Below are 14,092 nucleotides of genomic sequence, written 5' to 3'. Positions count from 1 at the left end.
GAACCTCGTGGCTCTGCCTTAACTGATTAGTCTTCAGGGAGATGATATATATCTATAATATTTTTAATTACTCCTTTCCATCGGATGTCATTTTTTTCCATGCTTCATCAATAAAGGATTTAAGTAATACATTTGACTCAATGCCAGTGGCTTTATGCAAAGACATTAATTTCTTTTTAGATTGCGCTGTCAGTTTAATACCTGAACTGTCTTTGGATTTTTTATCCCGATGGCGTTTTTGTATCCAGGAATTGCGTGCTCGCACGAGAAACTCCTGCTTGCTCATCTCCCTTCCTGGCGTAAAATCACCATCCTTAACATTCATAATAACAGCCTGTTCTGCACTCCAGCCATTCCAACAATCAAAGGTTGCAACAGCAAAGTCCTTCATTTGCCTGCTGGTGGCTGGCTGTACATCACAACCGACATAGCCCTTATACATATAATTCCATAACCAGTAGACATTTTCTTCTTCATCCAGATCAATCCATGAAAATGGTAAAGGGAATTCATTAAAGGTATTTACCCACGAATGATAGAGCTCATTAATGATACTAATTTTTTCATTTACATCGCAGCTGAAGCTATCAATTTCCTTCATCAGTGACAGCACATAACTTTCTTTTGAATCATATACAGGGGTAAGTCTTTCGAAATTCATACCGTTTGCGCTGTGGGATACAGTGATCACCTCATGTGTGTCCAACGCGCTAACATCATTCACGTTTGTCCTGTCATTGAGTTTAACGTTCTTTTCACCTGACGTTTTGATCTGATGTTTCTTTAATGCTTCAAAGTCTACATCGCTTGAATACTGCCCCAATATTTCCTCAGTGAGGAATGAAGGTATTGCATTAGATGCTGCAGTGTTATTATTTGTTAAGTTAAGTTTTCTCTGTTCTAAACTAGGTTTGCTAAAAATCCAGAACCATGCAAAACAGGCAATGCGCCTGTTTGATTTCATCCAGTCAAAATGTTTTTCAGACACAATATGCATTGTGGCATACAGTTTCATCTCTCTTATAGTTTTTCTTTTCTGAGATGAATTATCAAAAAGCTGATCTAATTTCGAATGAATCAATTGTGCGTACTGCGCCGGTGAACAGAAGGAATTGACGGTTTTCATATCAACAGACACACCGAGATGCTCACTCAGATACCTCACATACTGATGATACTTCCTGCAACGCTCATACTCCATCAACGTCATTATGTTCCCCTGTCACGTCACTAGAAGGCTTAAAACTATCAAGAACCACTACATCAATCATACGATAAAATGTCAATTTATTACTAATAAATAACAGCTAAAATCGTAATGTTTTGGTAATTAAAAATGATCAGTATTTGTTCATAACTGGTGGTTTCATAGGGTTAACGATGCTTCAAAATCGAAATTTCTGCATTGCCAATAGTGAAGCTTACTAACTAAAGAAAATTTTTTATACAAGACAGAGCCTTCATCTGAGATCAAAGGTGACATTGTCATTAAGCAGGAGGGTTTTAGCGTAGAAGCACGAGCCATTAAGCAGGCGGTGCAAGAGTAGTTAATGCCTTACTTAACGGTCAGAAAACTGATAAGGGGGGACAATCTGTGGAGATAATCGAATTAAGGTTTTTTAATATTATCTATAGAAGTGTTAACGTAGTCTCTCTTACCCTGCTTACTCCATTCCAGATATATCCCGCTTGAATGAAACTCATCTCTGAAGAAACTAGCTTCTGACAATAAACATGATGCCCCTGTCTATTGAACACTACAGAGGATAAATCATGACAACTACCTACAATGCAAACCCTAACTACGAAATGCACCCGTTAATTATCAGTGATATTAATGAGCATCTTGATGCGATGTTTAATCGTTACTCACGTCTTTTGGCTGTAAGAATTGATTTCGGCTGGAGAAAGAACAGTGTGCGATATCAAAAACAGAGTATCGATGTAATGGCAAAAGACATGCATAACCTGATTAATGGGATTAAAGCCAACAAATCAATAACAGGCTATTACTGGGTTATCGAATGTTCATCTGATAAAGGGTTACATGTCCATACTGTATTTTATCTAAACGGACAAAAACACAATAATTCTTACATGTTGGTTCGGATGATTGGAGATGAGTGGGCAGTATGTACCGATAATGAGGGATACTTCCATCATTGCAGAAATAAAAAAGAGTTTGTTGCCAGCGTTGAGCGTGTTGTCGATCATCGCAACCCGGAAGATATAAACAACCTGAGATACATTATTAGTTATCTGGCGAAAACCAGTCAAAAAGACATAGGTGTGTATGTGGACAGAAACAACATATCTGCAAGAAGTAATCGAGGCAGACCGCGTCAGTTCTGATTTTTTACAGGACAAACCCTTGATGTGGAGGAGCCGGTAGTAAAATCGTTTGCTACCGCTCCGGTTAATATACCTTACTGGAACACATCAATATGATTACTAAACCTACTTTACTGGAAGATCAGTTTATTGACATGAAATTCATTACCCATCTTACTGGCCTGAGCGACAAATGGTTTTACAAGCTGATACAGGATGGTTTATTCCCGAAGCCAATTAAGTTGGGCAGAGCTTCCCGATGGTTAAAAAGCGATGTAGAAGAGTGGTTGTATTATCGCATTTGTGAATCCCGATCATGAATCAAATTCAGCCTTATAATTCTTATTCTATTCAAAGCTGTTCTTCATTCAGTACTGATATCCTCAGCGGGATACGTCAATATCAATCCTTCGAAGGATACTAAAAATCAACCATTACCTCTGGCTGGGCACTACCTAACCGCTCAGAAGCATGACCCGTATAAGCAGAACTGATACGGATTACATTTAACGATTACGCTGCTGAATAGGACTAAAGAACATATCCCACAAATGCTCTGCCATACCTTCGTTAGTCAATAACGAATCCCTTAAGTTGCTGTAACCCAATCCCATCAAGGTGCGGAATCCAAGTGTTTGCCCATTATCCGCAACACTAAGACTTTCATTGCAACTATTGTGAGTCACACCGCTTTGACTGTAGCAGATATCCCCGAATCCCATATTACGACTGCCACACCAGATTCCGCACTGACCAACCTTGCTACCGTTGATATACACGGCACAAGTGAAAGCTTCTGCATCAGGCCGATGGAAATCGATCTCTACCCCGGCATGGCGTTTTTTGAGTTCAGCCAGCGATCCTTCAAAATAACGGGCGACATATTCAAAACCGTCACGACAGGCACGATCCTTATCAAGGTCGGTAAAACGTTTTGGCAGTGAAAGATTGCTGGAGCGAGGAATAAAAACGGTATCCGTTGCCTGAAACATTGGGTTTACTGGCGCAGGAGAAGAAACATAAGCACTCTGCTGTGGTTTCTTCGCTTCCAAATTGGCAATCGCGCGGGAAACGGCATCAACAACCTGAACATAGCCTTCATCATAGCTGGTAAATCTGGTGATGGGTTTACCGTCAGTAGTCGCAGCCATAATGCTGCCGAACGGTAGCTGATGCCAGGCACACTCTCATAGGATCACCGGAATGACCACCGCTTCGCCACGCTTATGTCGCTCCAGGGCGTTGGTCATTTCTACCTGATAGCAATAATCAGAAGCGATGAAATCACTGCTAATTAACAGCAGGATGAGATCTGCCTGCGAAAAGTAGTGGTCTATTTGGTTCTCGAACTCTTGTCCTGGAACGATGCGGCGATCGTGCCATGTCGTGATTTTGCCCATGCGCTTCAGAGGTGAAAGATGCTTCTCAAGCTCATTGCGCAGTGCTTCGTTTGCATGAGAATAGGAAAAAACGAGAGTGGTCATAGCGCGTAAGAAGCTCCTGTAGGGAAATGAAAAATACCGTCATTTTGCACCGATAAGTGTAAAAGAGTAATCCCCCCTTGCCACAAAGTATTGATACGGAAATCAGTCCTTCATCTTGGTATCGCGCTGACGTCAGGGTATGATCCTTGGCAATTACCCTGACTTTACGCAACCTGGATACCGAACCAGACGCAGATGATTTTTTGAGGTTATGATGGACAACGCTGAGCAGCAATTTCTTAACGATCTGGATACTAAGTTCTGGAAAGCCGCAGATAAGCTACGCGCCAATATGGACGCGGCCAACTACAAGCATGTGGTACTGGGGCTTATCTTTCTGAAGTATGTTTCAGATGCCTTTGATGCCCGTCAGATGGAACTGAGAGGGCTGTTTGAAGACAAGTCCAACCCGGACAACATTTACACACTTTCTCGTGATGATTACGACACGGAAGAGGCGTACCAGCAGGCGATCACAGAAGAGTTGGAAGTTAAGGATTACTACACTGAGAAAAACGTCTTCTGGGTACCAAAACTGGCTCGCTGGGAAACTCTCAAAACCAACGCAGCCCTGCCTGTAGGGACGGTTTTGGGAAAAGACGATAGCGGTAAAGATATCGTAATGACGTCAGTATCCAAGCTGATTGATATTGTTCTGGATACTATCGAAAACAGCAATCCTAAACTGAAAAATATCCTTAACCGTATCGGCCACTATCAGCTTGGCAATGACCTGTTAATCAGCCTGATTAACGTTTTCTCCGATACCAGTTTCAGCGAACCTAAATACAATGGCGTGAAGCTCAATTTGAAGAGCAAAGATATTCTCGGTCACGTTTACGAGTATTTCCTCGGTCAGTTCGCGCTGGCGGAAGGCAAACAGGGTGGCCAATATTACACGCCAAAAAGCATCGTCACGCTGATTGTTGAAATGCTCCAGCCCTATAATGGCCGTGTTTATGATCCGGCGATGGGTTCCGGCGGATTCTTCGTTTCCAGCGATCGGTTTATAGAAGCGCATGCAGATGAAAAGCATTACAACGCTGCCGAGCAAAAGCGCAATATCTCCGTTTACGGGCAAGAATCCAACCCTACCACCTGGCGTCTGGCTGCAATGAACATGGTGATTCGCGGCATCGATTTTAATTTCGGTAAACAAAATGCCGATACATTCCTGAACGATCAGCACCCGGATTTGCGTGCCGACTTTGTTATGGCTAACCCACCGTTCAATATGAAAGAGTGGTGGAATGCGAAGCTGGAAGATGACGTCCGCTGGCAATACGGTACCCCGCCACAGGGCAACGCCAACTTTGCCTGGATGCAGCATATGATCCACCATCTGGCACCGAAAGGTTCAATGGCACTGCTGCTGGCAAACGGCTCTATGAGCTCCAATACTAGCAGCGAAGGTGCAATTCGCCGGGCGATTATTGAGGCTGATCTGGTGGAGTGTATGGTAGCACTGCCGGGGCAGCTCTTTACCAACACCCAAATCCCGGCCTGCATCTGGCTACTGACCAAAGACAAATCAGGCGGTAATGGTAAGGCTCATCGTAAAGGTGAGGTTCTATTTATTGATGCTCGCCAGATTGGCTTTATGAAAGATCGCGTACTACGTGATTTTTCAACGGATGATATTCGTAAGATTTCCGATACGTTCCATGCCTGGCAGACAGCTAAAGATTACGAAGACATAGCCGGATTCTGCTTTACTGCCACGCTGGACGATATAAAGAAAAATGATTTTGTCCTGACTCCTGGGCGTTATGTTGGTGCAATTGAACAAGAAGAAGATGATGAGCCGTTTGCAGAGAAGATGGCGCAATTGACAGCGATACTAAAAGATCAACTGGCAGAAAATGCGGAGCTGGAGAAGCAAATAAAGATGAATCTGGGAGGGCTAAATAGCTGCGCGGAATAGTAGATCACTGAAAGGGAACTCAGCCCGGATTGTGCGATCTGATCAATCGCCAAACCAACCAAAACCACCAACCGGACTGAGCGATGCCGATCATAGCACCAATACCCCGTGGCGAACGACGCCTGATGCAGAAAGCTATTCATAAAACGCGCGATAAAAATCATGCCCGCAGACTCACGGCCATGCTGATGCTTCATCGGGGTGAACGGGTCAGCGATGTTGCCAGAACTCTCTGTTGTGCCCGTTCATCCGTTGGTCGCTGGATTAACTGGTTTACGCACTCAGGTATTGAAGGCCTGAAATCCTTACCCGCAGGGCGCTCCCGACGCTGGCCTTTTGAACATATCTGCACCCTGTTACGTGAGCTGATAAAGCATTCTCCCGGCGATTTTGGTTATCAACGTTCACGCTGGAGCACCGAATTACTGGCAATAAAAATCAATGAGATAACCGGTTGCCAGTTACATGCAGGAACCGTTCGCCGCTGGTTGCCATCTGCGGGGCTTGTATGGCGCAGGGCCGCGCCAACTCTGCGTATCCGTGACCCACATAAAGATGAAAAGATGGCGGTAATCCACAAAGCGCTGGATGAATGCAGCGCAGAGCATCCGGTATTTTATGAAGATGAAGTGGATATCCACCTTAATCCTAAAATCGGTGCGGACTGGCAGTTGCGCGGACAGCAGAAACGGGTAGTGACGCCGGGGCAGAACGAAAAATACTATCTGGCCGGCGCACTGCACAGTGGCACGGGTAAAGTCAGCTACGTGGGCGGCAACAGCAAAAGTTCAGCGCTGTTTATCGCTCTGCTGAAGCACCTGAAAGCCACTTACCGGCGGGCGAAAACAATCACGCTGATCGTTGATAACTACATTATCCATAAAAGCCGCGAAACACAGCGCTGGTTGAAAGCAAATCCCAAGTTCAGGGTAATTTACCAGCCGGTTTACTCGCCGTGGGTGAATCATGTGGAACGGCTATGGCAGGCACTTCATGACACGATAACCCGTAATCATCAGTGCCGCTCAATGTGGCAGTTACTGAAAAAGGTCCGCCATTTTATGGAAACCGCCAGCCCATTCCCCGGAGGAAAACATGGTCAGGCAAAAGTGTAGCGGTATTAGGCACAGCTATTTAGGATATGAGTTCTAACTGGCCTATTGTACGGATCGATGACATTAAAGCCGATAGAAAAAATGCTATCACTATTGGTCCTTTTGGGTCTCGAATGAAGAGTGATTGCTATACCGAGTCGGGTATTGCGGTAATTCGAGGGACAAACCTTGGCCCAACATCTCATTTTATAAATGACTTCGTATATATAACAGAAGAAAAAGCTGATGAATTAGCATCATGTAACGTTTATAAAAATGACTTGGTATTTCCTCACAGAGGTTCTATAGGTGAAGTAGGCATTGTAGAACGTGAACAACGCTACGTCCTTTCCAGCAGCTTGATGAAACTGACTTGTGCTACTGATAAAGCATGTCCCAAATTTGTATACTACTTTTTTAAAAGTAGTACTGGTAGACATGAATTGCTTAAAAATGCTTCTCAAGTTGGTACTCCGGGTATCGGACAACCATTATCCTCTCTTAAATCTATCGAATTATCTCTGCCACCTTTAAAGACACAAGAAAATATAGCTAAAATCCTTAGCAGCCTAGATGAAAAAATACATATTAATCAGAAGATTAATCAAACGCTAGAACGAATGGCACAAGCCCTTTTCAAAAGCTGGTTTGTTGATTTTGAACCGGTAAAAGCCAAAATTGCGGTACTGGAAGCAGGTGGTTCGCAGGTAGATGCGACACTTGCTGCTATGTCATCTATTTCTGGTAAAGATATGGCTTCCTTGGCTGAGTTTGAGTGTGAACAACCTGAAAAATATGCTGAGCTTAGGGCAACCGCAGAGTTGTTTCCGTTTGCTATGCAAGAAAGCAAGTTGGGTAATATCCCTGATGGATGGGAAATGACCACTTTAGCTGAAAAAATTAAAATAATTGGAGGGGGAACACCAAAGCGTTCTGAATCAGATTATTGGGGAGGTGACATCTGCTGGTACTCAGTAAAAGATGCACCTCGTGATGGGGATGTATTTGTTATTGATACGGTTGAAAAAATTACCGCAAAGGGGCTAAATAATAGTTCTACAAAATTACTCCCAGTTGGAACAACAATAATTTCGGCAAGAGGGACCGTTGGAAAGTTAGCGTTGGTCGCTGTGGAGATGGCTATGAACCAGTCATGTTACGGAATCTCTGGACAGGATTTCTCAGGGCCATTTCTTACCTATCTCAGAGTAAAACAATGTATTGATGTATTAAAGCGGAATACTCACGGTGCTGTATTTGACACAATAACAACAAATACATTTGAAACGGTAAATATACTTACTGCGCATAAAACAATAAATGATAAGTTCGAAGAGATTATCACACCTTTATTTAATAGCATTAAAAACAATTTGGTAAGTAATGCTTATTTATCTCAACTCCGTGACAAGTTACTTCCCAAACTTATATTTGGTGAGATTGATTTAGCAGATCAAAACTCTCAACATAAGTACGGAAGGAGCATAAAATGAGTCAATTACCAGATAATTACTGGGATAAGATTCCAAAATGGGTCAGCGATTTACCTAAGCAGAGTTTTATTATTACTGCTGACGAATTTAGCGGACGAATACCTGTAACCCGGATCGATGACTGGCATGATTTTACTCATTTATTAGAAAGTGATTTTTTTAATCAACATGATGTGCAATTAGTTTTCCGAGGCCACAGGCGTTTCGATTGGAGTATGACTCCAACATTAGGAAGGGTCACGTCAAATGGCATTGTCACTAAAGAGCTTGCAGAACGCCAACTCACTCTCTTTAGGAAAGCTATTAGGGGAAGAATAAAAGATCATAGTTTACTAGATGATGGCCCGGAAGATGATGAATTATGGTCAATTGGTCAGCATCATGGATTAATGACTCCTTTATTAGATTGGACATACTCTCCATATGTTGCTCTTTTTTTTGCTTTTTGCAAAGAAGATCAAATTGAGGAGGATGACAACCCATATCGTTCAATTTATATTTTGAACAAAACATTTATCACAGACAATGAAATATGTCAGGACATCAGGCTATTTGAGCCAAAAAAAGATGATCACGGTCGGTTAGTAAGCCAAGCTGGGTTATTTACTTACTCACCGCATGACGCAACCATTGAAAATAAGCTGGCCGAAATATTAAGCAACGAAGAAGTTCATGGCGAAGATTTTTCTAATGCTTCAGAGGATGAGGAAGCTTATATTTTAGCAAAATACATCTGCAAAATTTATGTCAAAAATGAAAACCAAGGTGAGTGCTTAAAATATCTCCGTCGCATGAATGTACACCATGCCAGCCTTTTCCCAGATTTAATTGGTGCAGCAGATTATTGCAACGTATTTATTTCTGAAATTGAGAAAAGCAAAGTAATTAAAACGATTAACCCTGATGTCACAGAGTTCCACCAAGAAGCACCACACCTCTCATTTGAAAGTACCACCCCCAAAATAAATACTTCCAACTCGATAATGGATCTATTATTAACACCAAGCGAAGCCAAAGGCATAGATATTGAAAAGTTGCATTTCATGGCTAATGAAATAGCTAACACTCTTGCAAAAGGTAAATTAATAGACTGGCAAGAGCGTGACTCATTGAAAGAAAGTATGCTTGCAAAAACAAGAATCATATTGAGAAAAGCAGGTTATCCAGAGTCTGCACGTGAGTATGTTATTAAAAATATACTTTCTATTGAAGATAGTGATGACAAGGAGGCATAAATGAACGAGTCTACGCTTGAAACATTATGTCTGGGCTGGTTTGCCGAACAAGGCTGGGAAATACACCACGGGCCGGATATTGCCCCCGAGGGCAGTAACCCGCAACGCGCCAGTTATCATGATGTATTCCTGACGCCCGTGTTGACCTCCTGCCTGCTAAAAATCAACCCACATCTGCCCGCTGACGTCATCGAACAGGTTATCTCCCGTATTACCCGTGCTGAAAGCCCGGATCTGATTGCCAGTAACAAAACCTTCCATCACTGGCTGCTGGAAGGTGTTCCGGTACAGTACCGCCGAGACGAAGAACTTATCCACGACCACGCCCTGCTGGTGGATTTTAACCAGCCGCAAAACAACCGTTTTATGGTGGTCAATCAGATGACCATCAGCGGAACGAAACAGCCTCGTCGCCCGGATATCATCTGCTTTATTAACGGGCTTCCGCTGGCGGTGGTGGAACTGAAAAGCCCCATCGACGACAAAGTAGATATCTGGGATGCGTACCATCAGTTACAGACCTATAAAGACGAAATCCGCGATCTGTTTATCAGCAATGAAGCACTAATTGTCAGCGATGGCTATCTGGCGCGAGTGGGTTCTCTGACGGCCACGGAAGAACGTTTTATGCCGTGGAAGACCATCAGCAATGAAAATGATAAGCCGTTGCTGGAATGGCAACTGGAAACTATGGTGCGGGGGTTCTTTAACCGGGAGCTGCTGCTCGACTATATCCGTTACTTCGTCCTGTTCGAGAACAACGATGAAAGGCTGATTAAAAAAATAGCTGGTTACCACCAGTTCCACGCGGTGCGTGAGGCCGTGCAGGCGACGATCGTCGCTGCTACCGGTAAGCAACTGGTCCTGCACAGCAACATTCAGCCTGGCAGTAAGAAGGCGGGCGTGGTCTGGCATACGCAGGGTTCCGGTAAAAGTATCTCCATGTGTTGTTACGTCGGCAAACTGTTACAACAGCCGGAAATGGGCAATCCGACGATTGTGGTCGTAACCGATCGTAACGATCTGGACGGTCAGCTTTACGGTACGTTCTGTCAGGCGCAGGAACTGCTCAAGCAAATGCCGGTACAGGCGGATAACCGTGAAGCACTGCGGGAACTGCTTGCAACTCGCGACACAGGCGGCATTATCTTTACTACTGTGCAGAAGTTCTCCCCGGAAGAAGGAGAAAACGCCCATCCGGTACTCAATGGACGCAGCAATATCGTTGTTATTTCCGATGAAGCGCACCGCAGCCAGTACGGCATGAAAGCTAACCTGGACCGGGAAACGGGTATCTATAAATACGGTTACGCCAAACATATGCGCGACGCATTGCCCAACGCCTCGTTTCTTGGGTTTACCGGAACACCGGTTTCGGCAGAGGATCGCGATACCCGCGCTGTATTTGGCGATTATGTCTCGATTTATGATATTCAGGATGCGGTGGATGATGGCGCAACGGTGCCTATTCACTATGAATCCCGGCTGGCGAAACTCGATCTCAATCATGAAGAACTGGCGGCGCTCTCTGACCAGGTTGATGAACTGATTGAAGATGATGAACTGGACCTGCGTGAAAAAACCAAAGGTGAATGGAGCCGTCTGGAGAAACTGGTTGGTGCGAAACCTCGTCTCCAGCAGGTTGCCGCCGATCTTATTTCTCACTTTGAGAAGCGCAATACCGTAATGGACGGCAAGGCGATGATTGTCGCGATGAGCCGAGAAATCTGCGTCCATCTTTACGATGAAATTATCGCGCTACGCCCGGAGTGGCACGATGACGCTCCTGAAAAAGGACAAATCAAAATTGTGATGACCGGTACAGCGTCTGATAAGGCCATGCTGCAACCGCATATCTACAACAAGCGAACTAAAAAACGACTAGAATCCCGCTTCAAGAATGTGAACGATCCGCTGAAGCTGGTGATTGTGCGCGATATGTGGCTGACCGGCTTTGATGCCCCTTGCTGTCACACCATGTATATCGACAAGCCGATGCGCGGCCATAACCTGATGCAGGCCATTGCCCGCGTCAACCGGGTATTCAAAGATAAACCCGGCGGGCTGGTGGTGGATTACATCAGAATCGCCAATGAACTGAAACTGGCACTGAAAACCTATACCGATGCAAACGGTAAAGGCGATGCGACCATTAATGCCGAAGAAGCGCTGGCAATCATGCTGGAAAAGCTGGACATCATCCACGGTATGTTTGCCAAAACAGCAACGTCAGTGGGTTTTGACTACACCGGCTTTGAAGCTCACGCACAAAAGCTGTTGGTGCCCGTTGCAAACTACGTGCTCGGCCTTGAAGATGGTAAGAAGCGTTTTCTTGATAACATATTGGCAATTACTAAAGCCTGGTCGCTTTGCTGTACGCTGGATGCGGCACAGCCTTATAAACTGGAGATTGCTTTCTTATCTGCAGTGAAGGCCGCTATCAGCAAATTTACAAGTGTGGACAAAAAAATAAGCCAGGCCGAGAAGAACTCTGCGCTAAAACAGATTCTGGATAATGCCGTAATTGCTAATGGCGTGGATGATATTTTTACGCTGGCCGGGCTGGATAAGCCCAATATTGGCCTACTTTCTGATGAGTTCTTACAGGAAGTCCACGATATGCCATATCGCAACCTGGCGGTAGAGTTGCTGGAAAAACTGATTAATGATGGTATCCAGTCCCGCACAAAAAATAATGTAGTGCAGGAGAAGAAGTATTCGGAACGTCTTCAGGCCGTATTGATTAAATATAACAACCGGGCTATTGAGACGGCGCAGGTGATTGAAGAGCTGATCCAGATGGCGAAGGATTTTCAGTCCGCAATGACGCGTGATGATGCGCTTGGCCTGAATCCTGACGAGATCGCCTTCTACGACGCACTGGCAGAAAACGAAAGCGCTGTCCGAGAGTTAGGGGATGAGGTACTTAAGAAACTGGCGATAGAAGTGACGCTGAAGCTGCGGCAATCTACAACCGTAGACTGGCAGGTACGGGAAAGCGTTCGTGCAAGATTGCGTATCCTAGTTCGCCAGACTCTGCGGAGGTATAAGTATCCGCCAGATAAAACGCCGGAAGCGGTGGAGTTAATATTAAAACAAGCGGAAGTTATTTCGAATCATTGGACGATGTGAAGCAATTTAGATACAAACTGATCACATAAGGAAATATGATGAAAGTAAGTGACTTTATTTTTAAATTCAAACCTAATGACTATTCACATGAATATTCCTTATGCCGAGTCAGGATATTTTTGCATGCGAACACTCAATTCTCATTACTAACTGATCTAGATGATAAAAGCCCGACGAGTGTAACCAATTCCGTGGAACATATCCGTAAGCAGCTAATTGATGAGGGATTTATCTACAATGACACTAAAATCATTGAACATTATGAAGAGGGCTTTTCTGGCTACGGAAGCTTTGATATCGTAACATTTGACCATAATAACTCTCCTAATTGGGAGAAAACAACACTGAAAAAAGCACAATTAATGCTTGGCTGTTCTTACGAAGAATTATTAGATGGCACATTGAAAAATGAAAGGCTTTTTAAAAAAATAGAGTATTTTTATCAACAACTTTATCCTTATACTAAAAAAACATATGTTGAAGATAGCAATATAATCACCAGAAGATTATTAATTAAAGAACATTCAATATTAAAAAAAGAAATCTCTGATTTCATTAAAACTAATCCAACTGAACGTGAAATAGCAGAGTTTCTGAAGAAGGATTTATCATTTTTCGCTAGTTTTTATGCTAATCCTAAAGAAGAGTATATTGTTTTATCAGAATTAAAAATTGCTAATGGTTTCGTTGATTATGTCATCTTTTCCGGTCGATCACGAATGGATGTTACTCTCATAGAAATCAAAGGTGCTAATTTTAATCTCATGAACCAATCTGGATACGGTAATTTGTCACAAAAAACAAATGAGGCGATACAACAAGTTAGAGAGAGAATTAGTGTAATATATAGAGGGGATTATGAAAAATATAGAAACTACTTTCATGAGATAAGAGAACAGGTCGAAACTGGTTCTGGCTTCTCAAACGCATTACTTGGACCAAGAGGAAAATTAAGTGTTGACCCTAACAAAGACATTAACATCAGAAGCGTTGTTATTGCTGGTCGCTCTAATAATGATCTTGAAGAAAGTAAACAGCGTCATAATGTAGAGATAACATCATCCCCACCTATTCGATTAGAAAGTTGGGATAGCCTTATTAATAAATTTTAAAGCACATAATAACATTTCATGTAATATCAAAAAAAACTATATGCTATTTAACATTTGCACAGTTAAATATCAGGGAATGGTGATATAGATCTACTTTTAAAACAATTTTAGAAAATGAAGATGATATACATTCAAGAGTAAATATGCTTTAATTCTAGGACACTGTCAATATAACATAAATTTAGTTGATCTTTTACGTTAAAAGGAGGTTTTTTAGTAAATCTCGTGCGGTAGCATACTTACTATCCAACGTCAAACCCCATTTATTCTAATTAATTATAACTATT

Annotated in this window: 9 protein-coding genes and 1 pseudogene; 8 read left to right on the top strand and 2 right to left on the bottom strand. The window is 43.1% G+C overall.

Annotation, left to right across the window (positions count from 1 at the left end):
* Positions 1-67 precede the first annotated feature (67 nt).
* Positions 68-1,210: a hypothetical protein gene (locus GBC03_07975; GenBank protein ID QFS70146.1), complete on the bottom strand. Its 1,143-nt coding sequence runs from the start codon at positions 1,208-1,210 to the stop codon at positions 68-70.
* 563 nt (positions 1,211-1,773) lie between these two features.
* Here GBC03_07975 and GBC03_07970 point away from each other — a divergent pair.
* Together GBC03_07970 and GBC03_07965 are read left to right on the top strand one after the other, a co-directional pair.
* Entirely contained in the window at positions 1,774-2,352 is a 579-nt protein-coding gene (locus tag GBC03_07970; protein QFS70145.1) for an inovirus Gp2 family protein, read from the top strand.
* A 92-nt stretch (positions 2,353-2,444) separates the two neighbouring features.
* Positions 2,445-2,651 carry an AlpA family phage regulatory protein gene (locus GBC03_07965; GenBank protein ID QFS70144.1) on the top strand — a complete coding sequence of 69 codons (207 nt, stop codon included), beginning with the start codon at positions 2,445-2,447 and terminating at the stop codon, positions 2,649-2,651.
* 186 nt (positions 2,652-2,837) lie between these two features.
* Here GBC03_07965 and GBC03_07960 read toward each other — a convergent pair.
* A pseudogene (locus tag GBC03_07960) lies at positions 2,838-3,815 on the bottom strand (TIR domain-containing protein).
* Between the two features lie 214 nt (positions 3,816-4,029).
* Between GBC03_07960 and GBC03_07955 the strand changes: the two are divergent.
* The 6 genes from GBC03_07955 (at position 4,030) to GBC03_07930 (ending at position 13,805) form a co-directional block, all read left to right on the top strand.
* The gene (locus GBC03_07955) at positions 4,030-5,739 is read left to right on the top strand and encodes an N-6 DNA methylase (protein ID QFS73946.1); all 1,710 of its coding nucleotides are present in this window, start codon (positions 4,030-4,032) and stop codon (positions 5,737-5,739) included.
* A gap of 83 nt (positions 5,740-5,822) precedes the next feature.
* Entirely contained in the window at positions 5,823-6,854 is a 1,032-nt protein-coding gene (locus tag GBC03_07950) for an IS630-like element ISEc33 family transposase (protein QFS70143.1), read from the top strand.
* A 26-nt stretch (positions 6,855-6,880) separates the two neighbouring features.
* Positions 6,881-8,326: a restriction endonuclease subunit S gene (locus tag GBC03_07945; protein ID QFS70142.1), complete on the top strand. Its 1,446-nt coding sequence runs from the start codon at positions 6,881-6,883 to the stop codon at positions 8,324-8,326.
* Entirely contained in the window at positions 8,323-9,561 is a 1,239-nt protein-coding gene (locus tag GBC03_07940) for an FRG domain-containing protein (protein ID QFS70141.1), read from the top strand. The genes GBC03_07945 and GBC03_07940 overlap by 4 nt, the downstream gene beginning before the upstream one ends.
* Entirely contained in the window at positions 9,562-12,693 is a 3,132-nt protein-coding gene (locus tag GBC03_07935; protein ID QFS70140.1) for an HsdR family type I site-specific deoxyribonuclease, read from the top strand.
* A 35-nt stretch (positions 12,694-12,728) separates the two neighbouring features.
* Complete coding sequence (locus GBC03_07930) at positions 12,729-13,805, top strand: DUF4263 domain-containing protein (GenBank protein ID QFS70139.1); 1,077 nt, start codon at positions 12,729-12,731, stop codon at positions 13,803-13,805.
* Positions 13,806-14,092 lie beyond the last annotated feature (287 nt).

It is taken from the genome of Citrobacter telavivensis (assembly GCA_009363175.1).
In the GTDB taxonomy this organism is placed as follows: Bacteria; Pseudomonadota; Gammaproteobacteria; order Enterobacterales; family Enterobacteriaceae; genus Citrobacter_A; species Citrobacter_A telavivensis.
The sequence above is the reverse complement of the archived record's forward strand: the minus strand, read 5'-3'. Positions and strand labels throughout refer to the sequence as shown.